Consider the following 23,775-nt stretch of genomic DNA (forward strand, 5'->3'; position numbering starts at 1 on the left):
AGACTCTCCTAGCGGTTACAGGATCACGGTCCGGGACACGGGGCTGTTGGAGGGCCGCACGCGGCCGGAAGCAGCCCCCATGCCCCGCCGCCGGGCACCGTTGCGGCGCCCGCGGCGGGCCGGACCACCCCCATTCAACGGGCAAACCCGGCCGCGGGTCAAGGGCAGGTTGCGGCGGCGCGGGCCTTTGGGGTACTAGAGCAGAATCCGCCCCCGGGGGCGGTCGCCGGGGGCGGATTCCGTTTCCACACGGGCCTGTGGATAACGTGTGGACGACGGTGTGGATACCCGGGAAAACCTCCGGGACCAAAGGGCCCCTGGCCAAATCGCACATTTTTTGTGCAACGATAAACACTCAACGATTTCAATATATTATGAAAAACCCGTTGATCCGCCCCGGCTTTTCGGCCCTGCCGGCCGATCCGAGGGCGATTATCCACATGCCGCTTCGGCGACACCCGCGAAAGGAGGAGTTCCCATGGTCGACGTCACCTACCACGGACACGCCTGCTTCCTGCTGGACGACGGCGCCCACCGGGTCCTCATCGACCCGTTCCTCTCGGGCAACCCCAACGCCCGGGTCGGGCCCGAGGCCTTCGACCGGCTCGACGCGATCCTGGTCACCCACGGCCACGCCGATCACCTGGGGGACGCCGTGGAGATCTCGAAGCGCACGGGTGCGCCGGTGGTGGCCCCGTTCGAGCTGGCCATGTTCTGCCAGCGCCGGGGGGCCGTGGTGCACCCCATGCACATCGGGGGCGGCCACCGCTTCGAGTTCGGTCGGGTGAAGCTCACCATCGCCCACCACGGCTCGGCGTTCGTGGACAAGGGCACCGAGTACACCGGCAACCCCTGCGGCTTCGTGCTCGAGCTGGGGGGACTCACCCTGTACCACGCCGGCGACACCGGGCTGTTCTACGACATGAAGCTCATCGGCGAGATGAACCGGATCGACGTGGCGTTCCTGCCCATCGGCGACAACTTCACCATGGGGCCCGAGGACGCGGCCAAGGCCGTGGAGCTGATCCGCCCCCGGTACGTGGTGCCCATGCACTATGCGACCTTCGACGTGCTGGTGCAGAGCCCGGGCGAGTTCGCGTCCCTGGCCGGCGGGCACGGAGCCGACGTGGTGGTGATCGGGTTCGGCGACACCCACCGGTTCGGCTGACCCGGCCCGGGGGGGCGGCCGCCCGCCCCCCGTTGATCGCCCCCCCCGCCTGAAGTATGCTTTCGGTCCGGCGCCCGAAGCCGGAGGGTCGGGAGGTTCGTCGGACTCCGGAGCCCGGTGCCGCAACCACGCCCCCCGGGAGGCTACCCACGGTGAAGTTCCAACTCGACCCCGAAGCAGCCGAAGCCCTGGAGCAGGCCTCGATCGTACACGACCTGAACCGGTCGGGGCTGCCCCACTTCCTGGTGCGCGTGCCGGACCTGGCCAAGGCGTTCGAGGCGGATCTGGGCATCGAGATCAACCGGGAGGACGACGGGTGCGTCGCGCTGTCGATCCTCCTGTACGACATCCCCAGCGAGCCGGTCAGCTACGACCTGCGGCTGTACCCCGACCAGCCCGAGGACCTCCGGTTCCTGTGGGCGTTTTTGGAGACCAAGCAGTTCCGGGTGCATCCGTGCCAGCCCGGGCCGGCGGGGTGGAGGGTAGGCGAGGCCCAGACCTTCCGGCTCCCCCCCAGCGTGGTCCTGAGGCTCAAGCACTACTCCCTGTCCTGGCCGGCGCCGCCGGACGGCCCCACGGCCGAGGCCCCGCCCGAGCCGGCCGCTTCTCCCCCGCCGCCCGCGGCCCGGGGGCCGGACCCCCGGGACACGGTGATCCGCAAGCTCAAGGAACAGGTGCAGGCCCTGCGGGAGCAGATTCAAGAGCGCGACAAGCGGATCATCGAGCTGGAGGACGAGCTCCACGAGCTGAAGAGCCGGGGCCGCACCTACCGGCTCACGGGGGAGAAGCGCTCCTGGTGGAAACCCTTCTCCTGAGGGCGCGCCCCTTCGGCTTGAGTCCGCTCCAGATTCGTGGTAGAAAGGCGGGCCTTTGTTGCCGCCCCCCTTCTCGATCCAGCCGGACCGGGGCGGTGCACACGAACCCAGCCGGGAAGGCCCGGGGCCTTCCCTCGCACGGATCCGGAGGAGGAACGTCCCATGGCCAGACGGTGTGAAATCTGCGGCAAGGGCCCCACACGGGGCAACAACGTGAGCCACGCGAACAACCGCACGAAGAAGATCGTGCTGCCCAACCTCCAGGTGGTGCGGGCCAAGGTGGGCGGAAGCACCCGCCGGATCAAGGTGTGCACCCGCTGCCTGCGCTCGAACCGGGTGGAGAAGGCGGTATCGTAGCACCCCGAACCCGCGACGCCCGAACGGGCCGGAGAGCAAGAGCTCCCGGCCCGTTTTTTCGTAACCGCGGTCCTCGGTCGCCATTTCGGCGCCCGATCCCACCGTATCCCCTGCGCTATCGGGTCCCTGCCCTCATACCAAGTTGCGTTCAAAGCCATCAGACCCCTGAACCGGCGGGGCAAGGAGCCTGGTGGAGCGCCGGGCGTGGCTCCTACAGTCGCCGCACCCGGCTCTCAGCCGATGTTTGCCTCGCGACAATCCCGAACATGCCTTGTCAAGGTTCGTTTTCCCAGCGTCCAAGGAGTATAGGGCTGAGTGCCGGGTGCGGCGTAAGTCGGATGCTGCACTCACGCACGGCCGGAACCAGGCTCCTTGCCCCGGCCCCCCCGGGATGGATCTTGCTTTGAACGCAACTTGGTATCAGACCGCTGACCAGAGACCGACGACCGCACGCCCCCGTTCCCTACCCCATCAGCAGCAGCTTCACCGCAAACACCACCACCGCCACGGTGACCACCCCCTTGACCCACCCGTGGCCCTTGAGCACCGTGAGCCTCACCCCCACCTGGCTGCCGGCCACGGTGCCCACCGCCAGGGCCAGGCCCAGGTCCCACACCACCTTGTCCTGCCACGCGAACAGCCCCAGCGACAGGGCCGTGTACACCAGCACGCTCAACACCTTGACCGCGTTGCCCCGCACCAGGTCCAGCCCGGCCAGGGTGGTGGTGGCCAGGATCAGAAACCCGACTCCGGCCTGCACGAACCCACCGTAGATCCCCACCACGAAGAATCCGGCCGCCAGCCACCCCACCCGGGGCCGGTCGCCGGGGTTCAGGAACGCCCGATGTTTCCGCAGGGGATCCCACAGGGTCCACAGGGTCACCGCGATCATCAGGAACGCCAGCACCCTTCGGAACGCCGCATCCCCGATGCTCACCGCGGCCCAGGTGCCGAGGCCGGCCCCGAAGGTGGCCGGCACGGCCGCCCACAGCACGTAGCGCCAGTCCATCACCTTGTGGCGGTTGAACCCCCACACGGCAGCCACGTTCTGGAGGAAGATCCCCACCCGGTTCGTGCCGTTGGCCACCGTGGCCGGCAGCCCCAGGAAGATCAGGATCGGCAGGGTCAGGAACGACCCCCCGCCCGCGATCACGTTCAAGGCCCCGGCCACCAGCCCCACCCCGAACAGCAGCGCGTAGTCCGTCACCCGCTCGCCTCCCTTCTGCCCGTAGCTTCGGTCGTCGGTCGCCGGTCGAAAGCCCGCCTCTACATCGGAGCCGGGGCGAGGGACCAGGGAATGGACCCGAAGTCCCAGATCCTCTAGTCTCTAGTCTCTGACCGGGGGCAGCAACGGCCCCCGTTCGGGTCTTCGGCCCGCCGTCACCCCACCCGGATCACGGGCGGACGGCGGCCCGTTTGCCCACAGCCCGTTCAGGATGCCGTGGTCCCGGGATGTTTGGCAAGGCGAACGGCGGGGAAGCGGCGGGGCGGGGGTCTCACCCTGCCAGGGAGCGGACGGCGGCCAGGGCCCGGTCGTAGTCGGGGTGGGTCCCCACCTCGGGCACGATCTCCACGTACCGGACCACGTCGTCCGGGCCGATCACGAAGATCGACCGCGCCAGGAGCCGCACCTCCTCGATCAACACCCCGTAGGCCAGACCGAACGAGGCGTCCTTGTAGTCCGAGAGCACCCGGATCCGGTCGATCCCGTGGGTGGCGCAGAACCGCTTCTGGGCGAACGGCAGATCCATGGAGATCGTGGCGATCGTCACCTCCGGGGGCAGCGCCGCCGCCTCCTGGTGAAACCGCTTCGTCTGGAGCTCGCACACCGGGGTGTCCAGGCTGGGCACCGCGCTCAACAGCCGCACCCCGCCCCCCAGGTCACCGAGCCCCACCGGCTTCAGGTCGGCGTCCACCACCGTGAACGCCGGCGCCGGGTCGCCGGGCTTCAGCTCGGGGCCCAGCAGGGTCATCGGGTTGCCCGCCAGGGTCACGATTCCTTTTCGTCGGTCCATGGTCGCTCCTCCTCGGTCGTCGGGCGCGGCGGGGCTTGCCGCGCGCCAGGGGACCACCGAGGATACCCCGCCGGTGTCGGGCCGCAAGCCCGGCCGGGCTTGACGCCGGGGCCGAACAGCCCCATGGTTTCGGCTCGAAACCCGACCCGAGGAAGCCCAGCGCGAGGAGGGAGCGCCATGAGCTCGGTTCGAATTCAGGACCTGATGGAGGAAAGCGGGGTGAAGTTCGGCACCAGCGGGGCCCGGGGCCTGGCCGAGGCCATCACGGACCGGGTGGCCTACGCCTACACCCTGGGTTTTCTGCAGCACCTGGAGCGCCTGGGCGAGTTCGGCCCCGACACGCCCGTGGCCATCGGAGGGGACCACCGGCCCTCGACCCCCCGCATCCTGCGGGCCGTGGCCCGGGCCGTGGCCGACCGGGGCGGTCGGGTGCGCCACTGCGGGCTGCTGCCCTCCCCCGCGCTGGCCCTGTACGGCATGACCGAGGGGATCCCCTCGGTCATGGTGACCGGCAGCCACATCCCCGAGGACCGAAACGGCATCAAGTACACCCGGCCCGGCGGCGAGATCCTGAAACGCGACGAGGCCGCGATCCGGGAGCAGGTGGTGGAGGTCCCTGACGAGGCGTTCGACGACCGGGGCGCGCTGCGGCAAGCCCCGGCGCTGGGGCCCGACGACCCCACGGCGCGCCGCCGATACGTGGATCGGTACTTCGAGGCCTTTCCCGAGGGCTTCCTGGCCGGGAAGCGCGTGGGCCTGTACGAGCACTCGGCCGTGGGCCGGGACCTGCTTGCCGAGCTGCTCGAGGGGTTCGGGGCCGAGGTGGTGCGGCTGGGCCGGAGCGACCGGTTCGTGCCGGTGGACACCGAGGCGATCCGGCCCGAGGACGTGGACCTGGCCCGGCAGTGGGCGGCCGAGCACCGGCTCGACGCCCTCGTGTCGGCCGACGGCGACAGCGACCGGCCCCTGGTGGCCGACGAGACCGGTCGGTGGCTCCGGGGCGACGTGCTGGGCATCCTGGTGGCCCGGCTCCTGGGGGCCGACGCGGTGGTGTGCCCGGTGAGCTGCAACACGGCCGTGGAGAAGTGCGGCTGGTTCCGGAAGGTGGTGCGGACCCGGATCGGGTCGCCCTACGTGATCGAGGGGATGGCCAGGGCCGCGGCCGAGGGGTTTCGCACCGTGGTGGGGTACGAGGCCAACGGCGGGTTCCTCACGGCCTCGCCGATCCGGCTCGACCGGGGGGAGCTCGCGCCCCTGCCCACCCGGGACGCGGCCGTGGCGATCCTGGGGGTGCTGCTGCTGGCCGTGCGCGAGGGGAAGACCGTCTCGGAACTCCGGGCCGCCCTGCCCCCACGGTACACCGCGAGCGACCGCCTCAAGGAGTTCCCCACCGAGGTCAGCCGGGCCCGGGTCGAGGAGCTGATCGCCGGGGGGCCCGAGGCGGTCGAAGCCGCCTTCGACCGCCGGTTCGGGCCGGTGGCCTCCCTGGACACCACCGACGGGCTCAGGGTCACGTTTCGGTCCGGCGAGGTCGTGCACCTGCGGCCCTCGGGCAACGCGCCCGAGTTCCGGTGCTACACCGAGGCCGACTCGGAGGAGCGAGCCCTGGAGCTCCTGCGCGAGGCATTGGAGGTGATGGAGACCTGGAGAGTCTGAAGGGACCCAAGGGACAGCAGGGACGCAAGGGGCGGCGGCCCCTGTGTCCCTCACGTCCCTTCGGCCCTTTGGGCGCCGACCCGGCGTTTGCTCCGGGCGCCCGCCCCCGGCTACAATCGCCGCCGCCAGCAGAAAGGGGGCCGCGTGGCACACCGAACGTAATGCAAAACCACCAACCGGCCGATCCCCGCCCCCACGAGGGCGCGGGGCGGCCGGTTTTCGTTTGTCCATTGTACGGAGGTGTCGCGAACATGGACATGGAAGCCCTGAAGCGCAGGCTCCTCGAGGTGCTGGCCACCCGGGGTGGCTCGGCCGGAAACCAGGCCCTGCGTAACGACCTGGGCGTGGCCGACGGCACCTACACCGCGCTGGTGGACCTGCTCGTGCGCGAGGGCCGCATCGTTCGCGGCAGGGGCCGGGGCGGGTCGGTCCGGCTCGTGGAACCGGCCGCGGCCGCCGGGGCCCCCGAAGCGAAACCGGAAGCCACCCGATCGGCCGGCGAACAGCCCAAGCCCCAGCCGAAACCCGGCCCGGCCCGGCCCCACGCCCCGGCCGAGGCCGAGCCGGCGCAGCTCACCTGGATCACCAACTTCATCTGGGGCATCGCCGACGACGTGCTCCGCGACCTCTACGTGCGGGGCAAGTACCGCGACGTCATCCTGCCCATGACCGTGATCCGGCGGCTCGACGCCGTGCTCGAGCCCACCAAAGAGGCCGTCCTGGAGATGAAGCGGAGGCTCGACGAGGTCGGCCTCGTGCACCAGGAGACGGCGCTTTGCCAGGCCGCGGGCCAGGCCTTCTACAACACCTCGCCCTTCACCCTGCGCGACCTCCGGGCCCGGGGGAGCCGCCAGCAGCTCGAGGCCGACTTCCGGGCCTACCTCGACGGGTTCTCGCCCAACGTGCAGGAGATCCTCGACAACTTCGAGTTCCGCAACCAGATCCCCCGGCTCTCCAAGGCCGACGCCCTGGGGAGCCTCATCGAGAAGTTCCTCGACCCCAGCATCAACCTGAGCCCCGAGCCCGTGCGAAACGCCGACGGTTCGGTGCGGCTCTCGGGCCTCGACAACCACGCCATGGGCACCATCTTCGAGGAGCTGGTGCGGCGGTTCAACGAGGAGAACAACGAGGAGGCCGGCGAGCACTGGACCCCCCGCGACGCCGTAAGGCTCATGGCCCGGCTCATCTTCCTGCCCGTCGCCGACAAGATCGAGTCGGGCACCTACCTCCTCTACGACGGGGCCTGCGGTACCGGCGGCATGCTCACCGTGGCCGAGGAGACCCTGCGCCGGCTCGCGACCGAGCGGGGCAAGCAGGTGGTCACCCACCTCTACGGCCAGGAGATCAACGCCGAGACCTACGCCATCTGCAAGGCCGACATGCTGCTGAAGGGCGAGGGCGAGGAGGCCGACCACATCGTGGGCGGGCCCGAGCACTCCACCCTCTCGAACGACGCCTTCCCCTCCATGGAGTTCGACTTCATGCTGTCAAACCCGCCCTACGGCAAGAGCTGGAAGGGCGACCTCGAGCGCCTGGGCGGGAAATCGGGCATCCGCGACCCGCGCTTCATCGTGCAGCACCGCGGCGAGGAGCTTTCGTTCGTCACCCGGTCGAGCGACGGCCAGATGCTCTTCCTCGCCAACATGGTCTCCAAGATGAAGCACGGCACGGCGCTCGGAAGCCGAATCGCCGAGGTGCACAACGGAAGCTCGCTCTTCACGGGCGACGCCGGACAGGGCGAATCGAACATCCGGCGCTGGATCATCGAGAACGACTGGCTCGAGGCCATCGTGGCCCTGCCGCTCAACATGTTCTACAACACGGGCATCGCCACCTACATCTGGGTGCTCACCAACCGGAAACCCGCCCACCGCAGGGGCCGGGTGCAGCTCATCGACGCCACCGGGTGGTACACCCCGCTCCGGAAGAACCTGGGCAAGAAGAACTGCGAGCTGTCCGAGGCCGACATCGAACGGATCTGCGAGGTGTTCCTCGGGTTCGAGGAAACCGAGCAGTCGAAGATCTTCCCCAACGCGGCCTTCGGGTACTGGAAGGTCACGGTGGAGCGGCCCCTGCGGCTCAAAGGCATCGACCCCGAGCGGGCCTACACGGCGGCCGAGATCCGGAAACTCCGCGAAACCAGCAAGCGGGCCGGCGACGCCCCGCCGGTGATCCGCAAGATCCACAAGGCCGGCACCGCGCCCGACCCTCTCAGGGGCCTGTTCGAGGTGACGATCCGAGGCAGGCCCCGGGTGGTGCAGTACGAGCCCGACACCGAGCTGCGCGACACCGAGCAGATCCCGTTCCTCGAGTGCCCGCGCTGCCAAGAGCCCGGGTACCTGCCCTCCGAGGCCGACACCGCCGAGGCCATCGCGGCGTTCCTGCGGCGCGAGGTGCTCCCCTACGCCCCCGACGCCTGGTACGACCCGGGCAAGGTCAAAATCGGCTACGAGATCAGCTTCAACCGCTACTTCTACAAACCCAAGGCCCTGCGCTCCCTCGTGGAGATCCGCGCCGACCTCCTGGCGGTGGAGAGGGAGGCCGAGGGGCTGTTGGCGGAGATTCTGGGGAAAAGGTGAGGGTAAGGGCCAGGGACCCAAGGGACTCGAGGGACAAAAGGGAGGCGCAGCCACCTTGCGTCCCTTCGGTCCCTTGAGTCCTGGTGGTTCTGGCGAAACCGAGGCACACCATGCCTGACCGGTTTCTTCCGCCCCACGGCGGGTACAAGAAGCTCCTGAGCTACCAGCGGGCCCTCGTGGTGTACGAGGCCACCGTGCGGTTTTGCGAGCGCTGGTTCGACCGGCGCGACCGCACCGTGGACCAGATGGTGCAGGCGGCCCGGTCGGGCAAGCAGAACATCGTCGAGGCGAGCATGGCCTCGGGCACATCAAAAGAGATGGAGATCAAGCTCACCAACGTGGCCCGGGCGAGCCTGGAGGAGCTGCTGGAGGACTACCGGGACTTCCTGCGGCTCCGGGGGATCGAGGAGTGGCCGAAGAACCATCCCTACGCCAGGCGCCTCTCCGAGCTCGCCCGGACCCCGGGCGCCGACTACGAGACCTTCCGCCGGGCCGTGGAGCACCCCGACCCGGCCATCGCGGCCAACGCCATCATCGGGCTCATCAAGATCACGACGTACCTGCTCGACCGGCAGATCGGGCAACTGGAAAAGGCTTTTCTCGAAGAGGGCGGCCTGCGCGAGCGCATGACCCGTGCGCGCCTCGAGGCGCGGGAGGAACAACGGCGCAAGAGGCGCGGACCACCCCAACGCCGCACCAAGTAACCGAACCCGAAAGGAGGGCCGGGAAGCCGATGTCCATGCAGAGGTTGGAAGACGGGAGCCTCTTCGACTACGGACGATTCCTCTCGGAGCGCCCCAGGCTCATGGCTCTGTGGATCAAGCGCTGGCTCGAGGGCCTGTGATGCTGAAGGACCTCAAACCCTACCCCGTGTACAAGGACTCCGGCGTCGAGTGGTTGGGGGAGGTGCCGGCACATTGGGAGGTGCGGAAGGTCCGCGATGTTGCACGGGTGATCAACGGTTATCCGTTCGACTCAGGGAGGTTTTCACAGCCGGCTGGTGTCCCGCTGATACGCATTCGTGATCTCAACAAAACGCAGACAGCAGTTCGGTACGATGGACCGTTTGTTGAGGCCGCCAGGGTCAATCCGGGAGATGTCCTCATCGGAATGGATGGCGACTTCAACGTTGGTATCTGGAGGGGGTCCGAACCTGCCCTGCTTAACCAGCGAATGTGTTGTGTCAGGAGCGCGAACCCTGCGACGGAAAAGTTCCTCGCGTACTTGCTACCGCGACCTCTGAAGGTGATCAACGATGTGACATGGTCAACGACTGTAAAACATCTTTCCTCCGGCCAAGTGGAGCGAATTCAGTTCCCCCTCCCACCCCTCCCCGAACAAACCGCCATCGTGCGGTTTCTGGACTATGTGGACCGGCGGGTGCGGCGGGTGATTCGGGCGCGGCGGAGGCGGATCGAGCTGCTCGAGGAGTACAAGCAGGCCCTCATCCACCAGACCGTCACGGGCCAGACCGACGTCCGCACCGGCAAGCCCTACCCCGCCTACAAAGACTCGGGCGTCGAATGGCTGGGCAAGGTGCCGGAGCATTGGGAGATCCGTGCACTGGGGCGGGCCGGCAGCGTGGTTGGCGGAATGACACCGAGCATGGATAAGCCGGAGTACTGGGGCGGCGCAATCCCGTGGGTCACCCCGAAAGACATGAAGCATGCCGAGATCCGGGACTCGATCATCCGGGTGACAGATCAGGCTCTCGCGGAGACCCCTTTGCACGTTATCGAACCACCCGCGGTCCTGGTCGTCGTAAGGGGCATGATCCTTGCGCGACATATACCGATCGCGTGGACTAGTGCGCCAGTAACAATCAACCAAGATATGAAAGCACTTGTCACTCATACTGGCATCTTACCTCAATTCATCGTACACTTCCTCAATACAAACCAAGATGCCCTAGCACCCTTGATCGATGAGGCGGGACACGGGACAAAAAGACTACCCATGGAACATTGGACCAAATTCCCAGTATTGGTGCCGCCTCCGGCCGAACAATCCGCCATTGTCGAGCGCATCGAAACGCAACTCGCGACGTTCGACGCCACGATCGCCGCCACACGCCGCGAGATCGAGCTGCTTCAGGAGTTTCGCACCAGGCTCGTGGCCGACGTGGTCACGGGCAAGCTGGACGTACGCGAGGTGGCGGCCCGGCTGCCCGAGGAGGAACCCGACCTGGACGACCTCGAGCCGGAAGACGACGAGGCCGGCAATGAGCCGGATGAGGAAGACCCGGGGGCGGAGGATGACGACGACCAAGGGTAAAGCCTCGGGAAGCCCCGCCGGCGGGAGCGGGAAGGCTACCTCGATCGGTGCGCCGCACGGCGAGGTGGTGATCTACGAGGACCCCGCTCACGGGGTCCGGGTGGACGTGCGACTCGAGCAGGACACGCTTTGGCTCAACTTGAACCAGATCGCAGAACTCTTCGGGCGGGACAAGTCCGTGATTTCCAGGCACTTGCGCAATGTGTTCCGGGAGGGTGAACTGGACCGGGAGTCAACTGTTGCAAAATTTGCAACAGTTCAGCAAGAAGGGGGACGGACCGTCACCCGACAGATCGAGCACTTCAACCTCGACGCCATCCTCTCCGTGGGATACCGGGTCAACTCCAAGAGGGGGACCCAGTTCCGCATCTGGGCAACCCGGGTGTTGCGTGACCACCTGCTCAAGGGATACACGGTAAACGCCCGTCGCTTAGAGCAGTTGCGCCAGACCATCAGGGTGGTGAGCAAGGCCGCGGGCCACCCGGAACTTTCGAGCGACCAAGCCGGCGCGCTACTGCGGGTGTTGCGTGACTACAGCTACGCACTCGACCTACTCGACGCGTACGACCACAACCGCCTTCCTCCGCCCAGCGAGGACTACTTCCCGGCCGAGGCGATCACACCCGACGAGGCCCGACGCGTGGTGGCTGTACTGAAGGAGCGGTTCGGTGGTTCCCCCCTGTTCGGCCAGGAGGCCCGGGAGGGCGCACTGGAAAGCTCCTTGGCAACGGTGTTCCAGACCGCAGCGGGCCGCGACCTGTACCCTTCGCTGGAGGAAAAGGCGGCGCACCTCCTCTATTTCCTCGTCAAGAACCACCCGTTCGTGGATGGCAACAAGCGGATTGGGGCCGCGCTGTTCCTACGGTTTCTCGACAAAAACGGCGCGCTGATCGGGGCCGACGGTGAACCCGCCATCTCGCAGGAGGGATTGGTGGCGGTCACGCTCCTCATCGCGGAGAGCGCGGCCGAGGACCGGGATACAGTGATTCGGGTGCTTATGGCACTGATCCGGAAGAACCGGGCGGGCATGGGGGAGCGGAGATGACGCGGACAACCGACACGACCGAACGGGGCTTGGAACGGCTGATCTGCACCGCGCTCACGGGGTCGGCCTGCGACCCGGGCACGGTGCCGGAGCCCGGGGCGGTCGGCGAGCGGCCCGAGGGCTTCGGGGGCTCCGGCTGGATCGGCGGCCGGCCCGAGGACTACGACCGGGACTACTGCGTGGACCTGGCGCAACTCAGAACGTTTCTTTACGTCACGCAGCCCGAGGTGGCAGAGGCCCTCGACCTCACGGCCAACAGCCCCACCCGCCGGAAGTTCCTGGCCCGGCTCCAGGGCGAGGTGGCGAAGCGCGGCGTGGTGAACGTGCTCCGGAACGGCGTCCGGCACGGGCCGCACCACGTGGAGCTCTTCTACGGCACGCCCTCGCCCGGGAACGAGAGGGCCCAGGAACTCTACCGCGAGAACCGGTTCAGCGTGACCCGGCAACTGCGGTACAGCCGTGACGAGACCCAGCGGGCGCTGGATCTCGTGCTCTTCGTGAACGGGCTCCCGGTGTTCACGTTCGAGCTCAAAAACCGGCTCACGAAGCAGACGGTCCACGACGCGATCGAGCAGTACAAGCGCGACCGCAACCCCCGGGAGCCGCTCTTCCAGCACGGCCGGTGCGTGGCCCATTTCGCGGTGGACGACAGCGAGGTGTGGTTCTGCACCGAGCTCAAGGGCAAGGCCTCCTGGTTCCTGCCGTTCAACCAGGGCTGGAACGACGGGGCCGGAAACCCGCCGAACCCGAACGGGCTCAAGACCGAGTACCTCTGGAAGGAGGTGCTCACCCCCCAGAGCCTGACCGACATCCTCGAAAACTACGCCCACCTCGTGGAAACCAAGGACCCCGACACGGGCCGCCGGCTCCGGCGGCAGATCTTCCCGCGCTACCACCAGCTCGACGCGGTACGAAAGCTCCTGGCCGACGCGGCACGGCACGGGGCGGGCCGGCGGTACCTGGTGCAGCACTCGGCCGGGAGCGGCAAGTCGAACTCCATCGCCTGGCTCGTGCACCAGCTCGTGGGGCTACAGCGGGACGGAGCCCCGGTGTTCGACTCGATCGTGGTGGTGACGGACCGGCGGATCCTCGACCGGCAGATCCGCGACACGATCCGGCAGTTCGCCCAGGTGAGCGCCACGGTGGGCCATGCGGAGCGCTCGGGGGATCTGCGGCGGTTCCTCGAGGGCGGCAAGAAGATCGTGATCACCACGCTCCAGAAGTTCCCGTTCATTTTGGACGAGATCGGCGCCGAGCACGCGGGCCGGCGGTTCGCCATCGTGATCGACGAGGCCCACTCGAGCCAGGGCGGCCGGACCACGGCGAGGATGCACCAGGCCCTGGCCGGGGCGGCGGGGGACGAGGGGGAGGACTTCGAGGACCGGCTGAACCGGATCATGGAGGCCCGGCGGCTCTTGCCGAACGCGAGCTACTTCGCGTTCACGGCCACGCCCAAGAACAAGACCCTCGAGATCTTCGGCGAACCCGATCCTCAGCCCGACGGCACGGTGAAGCACCGGCCGTTCCACGTCTACACCATGAAGCAGGCGATCCAGGAGGGGTTCATCCTGGACGTTCTCGCCCACTACACCCCGGTCAAGAGCTACTACCGGCTCGTGAAGACCGTGGAGGACGACCCCGAGTTCGACGTGAAGCGGGCCCGCAAGAAGCTCAAGCGGTTCGTGGAGGGCCACGACCACCCGATCCGGCTCAAGGCCGAGATCATGGTGGACCACTTCCACGACCAGGTGCTCGCTCGGGGGAAGATCGGGGGCGAGGCCCGGGCCATGGTGATCACGAGCGGCATCGAGCGGGCCATCCGGTTCTACCACGCCATCGAGGCGTACCTGCGGGAGCGCAAGAGCCCTTACCGGGCCGTCGTGGCGTTTTCGGGGCAGTACGACCACGGCGGGCGGATGGTGACCGAGGCTACGTTGAACGGGTTTCCGTCCAACCTGATCCCCGAGAAGATCCGGCAGGACCCCTACCGGTTCCTCGTGGTGGCCGACAAGTTCCAGACCGGCTACGACGAGCCGCTCCTGCACACGATGTACGTGGACAAGGTGCTCTCGGGCGTGAAGGCGGTGCAGACCCTCTCGCGGCTCAACCGGGCCCATCCCAAGAAGCACGACACCTTCGTGCTCGATTTCGTGAACGATCCCGAGGTGATCCGGAAGGCGTTCGAGCCCTACTACCGCCGGACCATCCTGGCCGACGAGACCGACCCGAACAAGCTCCACGACCTCAAGGCCGCGCTCGACGGCTACCAGGTGTACGCGCCCGAGCGGGTGGATGAGTTCGTGCGGCTCTACCTCGCGGGCGCGCCCCGGGACCGGCTCGACCCGTTCCTCGACCAGGCGGTGGCCGCGTACCTGACGGAGCTCGACGAGGACGGCCAGGTGGAGTTCAAGGGCAAGGCCAAGGCGTTCCTGCGTACCTACAACTTCCTGTCGGCCGTTCTGCCCTACACCCACGCCCCCTGGGAGAAGCTCTCGATCTTTCTGGAGTTCCTGGTGCCGAAGCTCCCGGCCCCGGCCGAGGAGGACCTGGCCCGGGGCATCCTCGAGGCGATCGACATGGAGAGCTACCGGGTCGAGAAGCAGGCCGCGATGCGGATCGCCCTGGACGACCGGGACGCCGAGATCGACCCGGTGCCGGCCGGGGGCGGGGGGCACAAGCCCGAGCCCGAGCTCGACCGGCTTTCGAACATCGTGCGGGAGTTCAACGAGCGGTTCGGGAACATCCCCTGGAGCGATGCCGACCGGGTCCGCCGGCTCATCACCGAGGAGATCCCGGCCCGGGTGGCGGCCGACCCCGCCTATCGGAACGCCCGCCGGCACTCCGACCGGCAAAACGCCCGGATCGAGCACGACAAGGCCCTGGCCCGGGTGATGACCGCCATCCTCCAGGACGACACCGAACTGTTCCGCCGGTTCATGGACGACGAGGGGTTCAAGCGCTGGCTCACCGACACGGTGTTCGGGCTGACCTACGAGGAGGAGCAGGCGGCGTAGGGGGGCGCAGACCCCTACACGCCGAGGAGCAGCGGCACCAAGAGCGGCACCAGCGCGCTCAGGGCGAAGCCGTTCACGAAGCCCACGAGCGCGGCGGCGTCGCCCGCGTAGCGCTCGATCAGGGGCAGGGTGGTGTCCATGGTGGTGGCGCCGCCCGGTGCCACGGCCACGTAGGGCCCGAGCCGCCGGGCCACCACCGGGATCAGGCCGATGGCCAGGAGCTCTCGGAGCACGTTGGCCAGAAACGCCACCGAGCCCAGGTCGGGCAGGCCCGCGTCCGCGATCAGCACGGCCGACAGGCTGTACCACCCGAACCCGGCCGACACGGCCAGGCTCTCGCGCGGGCCGAGGGTCGTGACCCAGGCCGCGCACCACCCCCCGGCCAGGGTGCCCAGCACCGTGCCCACGGGCACCAGGAACGCGTACCGGTCGGCGGTGAAGAGCCGCCGCAGGGCCGCCCGGTCCCGGCCGATGTCGTACCCGATCCACACCAGCAGCAGGTACAGGGCCCACCGGGTCAGGTCGCTGCTGCGGGCCACCAGGGCCTCGGGCAGCAGCCCGGCCTGGGCGGCCGCCGCACCGGCCACCACGCTGAGCACCAGGGCCGCGGTCACGGCCGCCTCCGGGCCAGCCGGTCGAGCCCCCACACCGCGGCCACGCTGCCGGCCACGGCGAGCACGGCCACCACGAGCGCGTTCCACCCGAACCGGCCGATCTTGGCCGGCAGGTCCGGGTCCCGGCCGATCCCCACCCCCATGAAAAAGAGGAGCCCCAGGATCGTGGCGGGCAAGAACCGCTGCTGCAACCGACGAAGAAGCGGCCGGGCCCCCAGGACGACTCCCAGGGCGATCCCGGCCGCAAGGCAGGCCAAGTACGCAAACACGTTCGGGTCCTTTCGGACGGCTGGGAGGCTGGAAAGCTGGGAGGCGAACCCCTTTAGGCATCGGGCCAAGCCTCCCAAGACCCAGCCTCTAGTTTCCAGTTTCTAGTCTCTAGTTTCTAGCTCGCCCCTGCCCCGCCGGGCCACCGGCGCCGCGCCGCCCCTCCCCCTCCCTCCCGGGATCTAGTTTCCAGTTTCTAGTCTCTAGTCTCTAGCTTCTAGCCCGCCCCTGCCTCGTGGACCGCCTCGACCAGGGCCTTGACGTTGTCCACCGGCACCATGGGCAGGATGCCGTGGCCCAGGTTGAACACGTGGCCCTTGGCCGGCCGGCCCTTCTCCACGATCTCGCGGGCCCGCTCCACCACCAGGTCCCGGGGGCCCAGGAGCACCGTCGGGTCCAGGTTGCCCTGCACCCCGAACTCTTGCCCCACCCGGGCCACGGCGTCGGCCAGGTCTATGTGCCAGTCGATGCCCAGCACGTCGCCCCCGGCCGTGCGGATGTGGTCGAGGAGCAGCCCGCAGCCCTTCACGAAGTGGATCACCGGGACGCTGCGGTCCAGCCCGGCGATCACCCGCTTGGAGTAGGGCAGTACGTACTCGGCGTAGTCCGCGGGCGACAGGATGCCGCCCCAGGTGTCGAACACCTGCACGGCCTGGGCCCCGGCCGCGATCTGGGCGTTCAGGTACCGGATCACGGTCTCGGAGACCTTGTCCATGAGCGCCCGGTACACCTCGGGGGCCGCGTACATCATCCTTTTCAGGTTCTCGAAGTTCCGGGACCCCTTGCCCTCGACCATGTAGGCCGCCAGGGTGAACGGGGCGCCCGAGAACCCGATCAGCGGCACCCGGCCGCCGAGCTCCCGGCGGATGAGCCGCACCGCGTCCAGCACGAACGGCACGTCGGCCTCGGGCTCGCAGATCCGGAGCTTCTCCACGTCGGCCGCGGTGCGCACCGGCTCGGCGAACACCGGTCCGGGGTTGAACTCGATCGAGCACCCCATCCCCTCCAGGGGGATCATGATGTCCGAGAACAGGATCGCGGCGTCCACGCCCAGGAGGTCCACGGGCTGCAGGGTGACCTCGCAGGCCAGCTCGGGCACGTGGCACACCTCGAGGAACGAGTGCTTGGCCCGCACGGCCCGGTACTCGGGCAGGTACCGGCCGGCCTGGCGCATGATCCAGATCGGGGTGGTGTCCACGGGCAGGCCCCGGCAGGCGTTCAGGAATCGGTCGGCTCGGCTCATATTGGGTGTCTCCCGGTGATGGGCGTTTCAGGGACGAAAGGGACGCAAGGGACCCAAGGAAAGGCATCCCGGCTTCCCAGCCTCCTAGCTTTCCAGCCTCCTCGGCACATACGAGCAGAACGGCTCGGCCTCCAGGTAGTCGCCGCTCACGGCGTAGGCCCGGGCCCGGCAGCCGCCGCACACGTTCAGGAACTCGCACGCGCCGCACTTACCCTTGTAGCCCTTGAAGTTCCGAAGGTCCTGGAACAGGGGGCTCTCGAACCAGATCTTCCGGAAGGGGGTCCTCTTCACGTTGCCCGCGCTCATGGGGAAGTACGAGCACGGCTTCACCTCGCCGAAGCAGTCGATCAGGCAGATGGACTGGGCCGCGATACACCCCTTGCCCCCGCCGGTGGAGAAGGTGAGGCTGCGGCGCTGGAACCGCACGCCCTCCTTCTTCGCCATCTGGGGCACGATCCGGTAGTAGTGGGGCGCGCAGGTGGGCCGCATCAGGATCTCGTGCTCCTCCTTCTCCTGGCGGTAGTGCCACTCGAGGATCTCCTCGTAGTCCTCCTTGGAGATCAGCTCCTCGAACAGGTCCTCGCCCCGGCCGGTGGGCACGATCATGAACAGGTACCAGGCCGTGGCCCCGAGCTCCTTGGCCAGCCGGAAGGTGTCGGCGATGTGGGCCTGGTTGCGCTTGGTGAAGGACGAGTTGATCAGGAACTTCACCCCGTGCCTGCGAAACAGCTCGGCGGCCCGCACCACCCCCTCGAACGCGCCGGGGCACTGCCGGAAGTCGTCGTGCACCTCGGCCGTGGGCCCGTCGAGCGACAGGGAGACCATCTTGATGTCGGCCTCGAGCATCCGGCGGCACACCTCGTCGGTGACCAGGGTGCCGTTGGTGGCCATGCACATCCGGAACCCCTTGTCGGTGCCGTACCGGGCGATCTCCCAGATGTCGGGCCGCAGGAGCGGCTCGCCCCCCGAGAGCACGATCACCGGCGTGGAAACCTCGGCGATGTCGTCCAGGAGCTTCTTGGCCTCGTCGGTGGTGAAGTCGCCCTGGGCGGCCTCCAGGTCCGAGGAGCACCGGCAGTGCACGCACCGCAGGTTGCACCGCTGCGTGGTTTCCCACGCGATCCACTTGGGAAGAAACGGTTGTGTCATTGGCTTCTCTGCTGGGGGTCCGAGGGACTCAAGGGACAAAAGGGACGTAAGGAAACCGGCGGCCCAGCCGCCTAGCCGCCCAGCGCCAAAAAATACTCCTCTGCCGCGGCCACCAGGCCCCGCAGGGTGTACTCGGCCGGCACCACGGCTACCGGCAGGCCCAGGGTTCGGGCCGTCCGCTCCGTGGCCGGGCCGATCACGGCGCACGGGATCCGGTCGGCCGGCACCCCCAGGTCCCGGCACAGGTCGGCGTAGTTGCGGGCCGCGGACGAGCTGGCCAGGGTCACGAGGTCGAGCCGGCCCTCCTTCAGGGCCTGCAGCCCCTCGGCCGGGTGGGTGGCGGGCTTCACGTTCTCGTAGATGGGCAGCACCTCCACCCGGGCCCCCATGCGGGTGAGCTCGTTGGGGATCACGTCCCGGGCCTCCCGGGCCCGGGGCACCAGCACCGACGCGCCCCGGAGCTCGGCGTGGGCGGCCAGGGCCTCGACCAGGGCCTCGGCCACGTACCGCCCCGGCACCACGTCGGCCCGGATGCCCCGGCCGGCCAGGGCCTCGGCCGTGCGGGGGCCCACGGCGCACACCCGGGCGGCGCCGAAGGCCCGGGCGTCCAGGCCCAGGGCTTCGAGCCGCTCGAACAGGAACCGCACCGCGTTGGCCGAGGACAGGATCACCCAATCGTAGGCGAACAGCTTGCGCAGGGCCGCCTCGATGCCGCTCGTGTGGCCGCAGGGCCGCAGCTCGATCAGGGGCAGCTCCACGGGCTCGGCCCCGCGCTCCCGCAACAAGCCCGACAGCTCCCCGGCCTGGTGGGCCGCCCGGGTCACGAGCACCCGCTTGCCGAACAGGGGCTTGTTCCCGAGCCACTCGCACCGGGCCCGAAGGCCCACCACGCCTCCCACGATCACCAGGGCCGGGGCCTTCACCCCGGCCTCCCGCGCCCGGTCCGCGATGTCGCCCAGGGTGCCGGTGACCACCCGCTGGCCGGGCCAGGTGGCCCGCTCCACCACGGCCGTGGGCGTGGCCGGGTCCTTGCCCCCCTCGACCAGGCGCCGGGCCACGTCGCCCAGCTGGCGGATGCCCATGTAGATCACCACCGTGCCGCTCGCCCGGGCCAAGGCCTGCCAGTCGATCTCGGGACCGGTGCCGCCGTCCCGGCGGCGGTGGCCCGTGACCAGGGTCACCGAGGGGGCGTGGTCCCGGTGGGTCAGGGGGAACCCGGCGTACACCGCCGCGGCTGACGCCGAGGTGACCCCAGGCACCACCTCGAAGGGGATGCCCGCCCGGGTCAGGGCCGTGGCCTCCTCCCCCAGCCGGCCGAACACGGCCGGGTCCCCGCCCTTCAGCCGCACCACCACCTTTCCGGCCCGGGCCCGGTCCACGAGGGCCTGGTTGATCTCCTCCTGGGAGTGCTGGTGCACGTGGCCGATCTTTCCCATGGGCACCCGCTCGGCCCCGGCCGGGGCCCAGTCGAGCACCCGGGGGTGCACCAGGTTGTCGTACACCACCGCGTCGGCCCGGCCCAGCACCTCGCGGGCCCGTACGGTCACCAGGCCCGGGTCCCCCGGCCCGGCGCCCACCAGGTACACGAATCCCTTGCCCACGGTCAGGCCCCCTGGGGCCCGTTCAGCCGGTACACCTCGTCGAGGATCTCCCGGGCCCCCCGATCCAGCAGCTCCTCGGCCAGGCCCCGGCCCAGGTCGGCCGCGGCCTCGGCCGGCCCGGTGCGCTCGGCCCGGATCAGGGTCGAGCCGTCCAGGCTGCCCACCAGCCCCCGGAGCCGCAGGGTGCCGTCCCTGAGCTCGCCGAAGGCCGCGATCGGCACCTGGCACCCGCCCTCGAGCCGGGCCAGGAACGCCCGCTCGGCCGTCACCGTGGTCCAGGTGGGCTGGTGGCGCAGGGGGGCGATCCGGGCGTTGGTCTCGGGGTCGTCCACCCGGCACTCGATGCCCACCGCGCCCTGGCCGATGGCCGGCAGGGTCACGTCCGGCCCCAGCAGCTCGGTGATCCGGTCGGCGAACCCCAGGCGCTTGACCCCGGCCGCGGCCAGCACGATGGCGTCGTAGCCCCCTTCGGCCAGCTTGCGCAGCCGGGTGTCCACGTTGCCCCGCAGGTTCTCGAACTCGAGGTCGGGCCGCACGGCCCGCAGCTGGGCCTGGCGCCGCAGGCTCGAGGTGCCCACCCGGCTGCCGGCCGGAAGGTCCCCGAGGCCCGCGCCGTCCCGGGAGAACCAGGCGTCCCGCGGGTCCTCGCGCTCGCAGATCACGGGCAGGTGCAACCCCTCGGGCAGCTCGGTGGGCACGTCCTTCATGGAGTGCACCGCGATGTCGGCCCGGCCGTCCAAGAGGGCGTCCTCGATCTCCTTGACGAACAGACCCTTGCCGCCGACCTTGGCCAGGGGCACGTCCAGGATCTTGTCCCCCTTGGTGACCACCTTGACCAGCTCCACCTCCAGGCCGGGGTGGAGCCGCTCCAGTTCACTCTTGACCCAGTTGGCCTGCCACAGGGCGAGCTGGCTCTTCCGGGTGGCGATGCGCAGTGTTTTCACGAACGAAGCTCCTTGGTTTCGGCCAGGCAGCGAGGCGGCTGGGCGGCCGGAGCCCTCCGACATCCGCACGTCCTAGCGTCCTAACGTTGCTCTTCCTCCTCCAGGCCGAACAGGCGGCGCACCGCCTCCACCGACACCTCCAGCTCGCGGTCGCCGGCCGCCCGTTTCAGGTACACGGTGGGCTCGTGGAGGATCTTGTTGACGATGGCCTGGCTCATGGCCTCCAGGCTCTTGCGCTGCTTGGCGGTGAGGCCGTCCCCGAACACCCGCAGGGTCTTCTCGAGCTCGGCCTTGCGGATCGCGTCGAACCGCTCCCGCAGGGCCCGGATGGTGGGGGTGACCTCCAGGGTCTTGAGCCACGCCTGGAAACTCTCCACCTCCTCGGCCACGATCCGCTCCGCCTTCTCGGCCTCCTTCTCCCGCTCCTTCTTGTTCTGCTCCACGACGCTCTGCAGGTCGTCCACGTCGTAGAGGTACACGTTGGGCAGGTCGTTGATCCGGGGGTCGATGTCCCGGGGCACGGCGATGTCGATCAGGAACATGGGCTTCTGCTTGCGGGCCTTCATGGCCGAGCGCACCGCCTCGACCCCCAGCACGAAGTGGGGCGCGCCGGTCGAAGAGATCACGATATCCACCTCGGGCAGGTGGTATGCGAACTCCTCGAACGGCACGGCACGGCCCTGGAACCGGCCGGCCAGCTCCTCGGCCCGGGCCAGGGTGCGGTTCGTCACCTGGACCTCGCGCACCCCGTTCTCCACCAGGTGGGTCACGGCCAGCTCGCACATCTCGCCCGCACCGATCACCAGCACGCTCTTGCCCTCGAGGCTGCCGAAGATCGCCCGGGCCAGCTGCACCGCCGCGAACGACACCGACACCGCGGCCTGGGCGATGGCGGTCTCGGTGCGCACCCGCTTGGCCGTGCTGAACGCCTTGTGCATGAACCTGTTGAGCACCAGGCCGGTGGCCTTGCCCGCGGCCGCCGCCTCATAGGCGTCCTTCACCTGCCCCAGGATCTGGGGCTCGCCCACCACCATGGAGTCGAGGCTCGAGGCCACCCGGAACACGTGCCGCACCGCCTCGGGCCCCTGGTACACGTACAGGTGGGGCCGCAGGTCCTCCAGGGGCAGGCCGTGGTACTCGGCGAAGAACCGCACCACCTGCTCCACGCCCTCGTCCCGGTCCCGGGCCGCTGCGTACACCTCCACCCGGTTGCAGGTGGACACGATCACGGCCTCGGGCACCGCGTCGCCCACCCGCACCCGCTCCAGGGCGTCGTGCAGGCAGTCGGCCGCGAACGCCACCTTCTCGCGGATCTCCACCGGCGCGGTCTTGTGACTGAGCCCGACGACGATGATGTCCATGGCGTCTCTTCCGGCCTCAGCCGGTGTAGATGTGGAGGCTCTTGAGGTCGGGGATCAGCTTCGGCAGCAGGAAGTTCACCCCCAGGAACGTGAACAGCACCGAGCCGAACCCCACGATGGACCAGATGGCCGCCCGGCGGCCCCGCCACCCCACGGTGAGCCGGCCGTGCAGGAGGGCGGCGTACAGGAACCAGGTGATCAGCGACCAGGTCTCCTTGGGATCCCAGCTCCAGTAGGTGCCCCAGACCTGCTGGGCCCAGATCGCGCCCGTGATGATGCCCATGGTGAGCAGCGGAAACCCCACGGTCAGGCACCGGTAGTTGAGATCGTCGAGCACGTCCAGGCTGGGCAGCCGCCGGAACAGGGCCCCCAGGCGCTTGCGCTTGAGCTGGCGCTCCTGGAGCAGGTACATCACCCCAGCCGCCGCGGCCACCGCGAACGCGCCGTCGCCCAGGAACAGCAGGCCCACGTGCACCGGCAGCCACCACGACTGCAGGGCCGCCGGCAGGGGCTCCACCTCGCCGTGCATCATCGTCGCCCCCAGCACGAACACCATGGCCACGGGCGTGGCGAAGGCGCCCAGGCTGGGCACGTGGTAGCGCAACTGCAGCAGCAGGTACAGGGCGGTCACGCACCACCCGAAAAAGCTCAGGGCCTCGTGCAGGTTGGTGACCGGCGTGTACCCCGCCTCGATGAACCGCACCACCAGCGCCAGCGTGTGGAGCCCGAAAGCCCCCCAGGTGATCCGCTGGGCCCAGGTGCGCACCCCCGGCTGCAGGGTGACGAGGTAGGCCAGCTGGAGCACCGCTGCCAGCAGGTACACCAGGGCCGTTCCCTTCAACATCCAGACGCTCATGGCTCCTCCGTGCCGCTCGGCCGCTCGGCGGCCCCGGCCAACACCTCGGAAACCTCCCGGTCGCCCCGGTCCAGATCGTCGGCCACCCCCCGGGCCAGCATCCGGGCCACCGCGCCCGGCTGCGCCCTTTGGCGCACCTGCCGGGCCCACTCCGCCAGATCGCCCAGGCGCCGGGGCAGGGCCTCGGCCACCCGGTCCCGGAGCCAGGCGGCCAGCTCGGGCGAGGCACCGCCCGTGGACACGGCCACGGCCACCGGCCCTTGCCGCAGCACCGCGGGCACGTGCACCTCGCTGCCCTCCGGGTCGTCTGCCACGTTGGCCCACACCCCCCGCTCCCGGGCCGCGGCCGCGGCCGCCCGGTTCACGGCCGGATCGGAGGTGGCAACGAAAGCAAGGACCGTGCCTTCCAGATCCGCCGGCTCGAACCCCCGGCAGACCCACACGAGCCGGCCCTCGGCCGCCAGACCCCGGATCTCGTCGGCAGCCTCGGGCGCCACCACCCGCACCCGGGCTCCGGCCTCCAGAAGCCCCCTCACCTTGCGCACCGCCACCCGGCCCGCCCCCACCACGAGCACGGGCTTGTCCCGGAGATCCAAAAAGACGGGGTAGCGCGGCCGGCTCACGGCTCTCCTTCCGGTAACTTCGGTCGACGGTCCACGGTCAACGGTCGTCGGTCTGGGGCCTTCGGCCCGCTGGAGGGCTGGAAAGCTAGGCGGCCAAAAGGCTGAAAATCTCTTTCCGCTCCGAGCGCTGCCAGCGCCCCAACTCTGGGGGCATGGGGGCTACGGTTCAGGAGCCAGGACTCAGCGGACAGAGG

At 69.2% G+C, this 23,775-nt stretch carries 20 protein-coding genes; 9 read left to right on the forward strand and 11 right to left on the reverse strand.

Annotated features, from left to right (window positions below; all coding sequences use genetic code 11):
- Positions 1–478 precede the first annotated feature (478 nt).
- The 3 genes from DEFCA_RS0105825 to rpmB all read left to right on the forward strand — a co-directional run bounded on the left by DEFCA_RS0105825 (position 479) and on the right by rpmB (position 2,340).
- Positions 479–1,168 carry a metal-dependent hydrolase gene (locus DEFCA_RS0105825; RefSeq protein ID WP_025322095.1) on the forward strand — a complete coding sequence of 230 codons (690 nt, stop codon included), beginning with the start codon at positions 479–481 and terminating at the stop codon, positions 1,166–1,168.
- A 152-nt stretch (positions 1,169–1,320) separates the two neighbouring features.
- Complete coding sequence (locus tag DEFCA_RS0105830; protein WP_025322096.1) at positions 1,321–1,983, forward strand: hypothetical protein; 663 nt, start codon at positions 1,321–1,323, stop codon at positions 1,981–1,983.
- Between the two features lie 162 nt (positions 1,984–2,145).
- Positions 2,146–2,340, forward strand: a complete 195-nt coding sequence (gene rpmB, locus DEFCA_RS0105835) for a 50S ribosomal protein L28 (RefSeq protein WP_025322097.1) — start codon at positions 2,146–2,148, stop codon at positions 2,338–2,340.
- 463 nt (positions 2,341–2,803) lie between these two features.
- Here rpmB and DEFCA_RS0105840 read toward each other — a convergent pair whose 3' ends face one another.
- Both DEFCA_RS0105840 and tpx read right to left on the reverse strand, forming a co-directional pair.
- The gene (locus DEFCA_RS0105840) at positions 2,804–3,547 is read right to left on the reverse strand and encodes a sulfite exporter TauE/SafE family protein (protein ID WP_025322098.1); all 744 of its coding nucleotides are present in this window, start codon (positions 3,545–3,547) and stop codon (positions 2,804–2,806) included.
- 289 nt (positions 3,548–3,836) lie between these two features.
- Positions 3,837–4,355 (reverse strand): thiol peroxidase, encoded by a 519-nt coding sequence (gene tpx, locus DEFCA_RS0105845; RefSeq protein ID WP_025322099.1) that lies wholly within the window; start codon positions 4,353–4,355, stop codon positions 3,837–3,839.
- Between the two features lie 177 nt (positions 4,356–4,532).
- On the opposite strand from tpx, the gene DEFCA_RS0105850 reads away from it, so the two are divergent.
- From DEFCA_RS0105850 to DEFCA_RS0105880, 6 genes are all read left to right on the forward strand, one after another.
- The gene (locus DEFCA_RS0105850; RefSeq protein WP_025322100.1) at positions 4,533–6,011 is read left to right on the forward strand and encodes a phosphomannomutase; all 1,479 of its coding nucleotides are present in this window, start codon (positions 4,533–4,535) and stop codon (positions 6,009–6,011) included.
- Between the two features lie 251 nt (positions 6,012–6,262).
- Positions 6,263–8,590 carry a type I restriction-modification system subunit M gene (locus tag DEFCA_RS0105855; protein ID WP_025322101.1) on the forward strand — a complete coding sequence of 776 codons (2,328 nt, stop codon included), beginning with the start codon at positions 6,263–6,265 and terminating at the stop codon, positions 8,588–8,590.
- A 110-nt stretch (positions 8,591–8,700) separates the two neighbouring features.
- Positions 8,701–9,294 (forward strand): four helix bundle suffix domain-containing protein, encoded by a 594-nt coding sequence (locus tag DEFCA_RS0105860; RefSeq protein WP_025322102.1) that lies wholly within the window; start codon positions 8,701–8,703, stop codon positions 9,292–9,294.
- A gap of 139 nt (positions 9,295–9,433) precedes the next feature.
- The gene (locus DEFCA_RS20340; RefSeq protein WP_084318845.1) at positions 9,434–10,864 is read left to right on the forward strand and encodes a restriction endonuclease subunit S; all 1,431 of its coding nucleotides are present in this window, start codon (positions 9,434–9,436) and stop codon (positions 10,862–10,864) included.
- Positions 10,845–11,909, forward strand: coding sequence for a RhuM family protein (gene rhuM, locus DEFCA_RS0105875; RefSeq protein ID WP_084319550.1), 1,065 nt, complete (start codon positions 10,845–10,847; stop codon positions 11,907–11,909). Before DEFCA_RS20340 ends, rhuM begins: the two co-directional genes overlap by 20 nt.
- Entirely contained in the window at positions 11,906–14,923 is a 3,018-nt protein-coding gene (locus tag DEFCA_RS0105880; protein ID WP_025322105.1) for a type I restriction endonuclease subunit R, read from the forward strand. The genes rhuM and DEFCA_RS0105880 overlap by 4 nt, the downstream gene beginning before the upstream one ends.
- A gap of 14 nt (positions 14,924–14,937) precedes the next feature.
- Here the strand turns inward: DEFCA_RS0105880 and DEFCA_RS22095 are convergent, their stop codons facing one another.
- From DEFCA_RS22095 to DEFCA_RS0105925, 9 genes are all read right to left on the reverse strand, one after another.
- Complete coding sequence (locus DEFCA_RS22095; RefSeq protein ID WP_025322106.1) at positions 14,938–15,537, reverse strand: lysine exporter LysO family protein; 600 nt, start codon at positions 15,535–15,537, stop codon at positions 14,938–14,940.
- Positions 15,534–15,806: a LysO family transporter gene (locus DEFCA_RS22100; RefSeq protein ID WP_025322107.1), complete on the reverse strand. Its 273-nt coding sequence runs from the start codon at positions 15,804–15,806 to the stop codon at positions 15,534–15,536. The genes DEFCA_RS22095 and DEFCA_RS22100 overlap by 4 nt, the downstream gene beginning before the upstream one ends.
- A gap of 215 nt (positions 15,807–16,021) precedes the next feature.
- Positions 16,022–17,047: a uroporphyrinogen decarboxylase gene (gene hemE / locus DEFCA_RS0105895; RefSeq protein ID WP_025322108.1), complete on the reverse strand. Its 1,026-nt coding sequence runs from the start codon at positions 17,045–17,047 to the stop codon at positions 16,022–16,024.
- A gap of 84 nt (positions 17,048–17,131) precedes the next feature.
- Complete coding sequence (locus DEFCA_RS0105900) at positions 17,132–18,196, reverse strand: radical SAM/SPASM domain-containing protein (RefSeq protein ID WP_025322109.1); 1,065 nt, start codon at positions 18,194–18,196, stop codon at positions 17,132–17,134.
- Between the two features lie 71 nt (positions 18,197–18,267).
- A complete protein-coding gene (cobA, locus tag DEFCA_RS0105905; RefSeq protein WP_029733647.1) occupies positions 18,268–19,797 on the reverse strand; it encodes a uroporphyrinogen-III C-methyltransferase in 1,530 nt (509 codons plus the stop codon).
- Positions 19,798–19,799: 2 nt separating this feature from the next.
- Entirely contained in the window at positions 19,800–20,741 is a 942-nt protein-coding gene (gene hemC, locus DEFCA_RS0105910; RefSeq protein WP_025322111.1) for a hydroxymethylbilane synthase, read from the reverse strand.
- 80 nt (positions 20,742–20,821) lie between these two features.
- Entirely contained in the window at positions 20,822–22,102 is a 1,281-nt protein-coding gene (gene hemA / locus DEFCA_RS0105915; protein ID WP_025322112.1) for a glutamyl-tRNA reductase, read from the reverse strand.
- Positions 22,103–22,118: 16 nt separating this feature from the next.
- Positions 22,119–22,958, reverse strand: a complete 840-nt coding sequence (ccsB, locus tag DEFCA_RS0105920) for a c-type cytochrome biogenesis protein CcsB (protein ID WP_025322113.1) — start codon at positions 22,956–22,958, stop codon at positions 22,119–22,121.
- Positions 22,955–23,581, reverse strand: a complete 627-nt coding sequence (locus DEFCA_RS0105925) for a precorrin-2 dehydrogenase/sirohydrochlorin ferrochelatase family protein (protein ID WP_025322114.1) — start codon at positions 23,579–23,581, stop codon at positions 22,955–22,957. Before DEFCA_RS0105925 ends, ccsB begins: the two co-directional genes overlap by 4 nt.
- Positions 23,582–23,775 lie beyond the last annotated feature (194 nt).

The sequence above is a fragment of the Deferrisoma camini S3R1 genome (assembly GCF_000526155.1).
Classification (GTDB): Bacteria; Desulfobacterota; Deferrisomatia; order Deferrisomatales; family Deferrisomataceae; genus Deferrisoma; species Deferrisoma camini.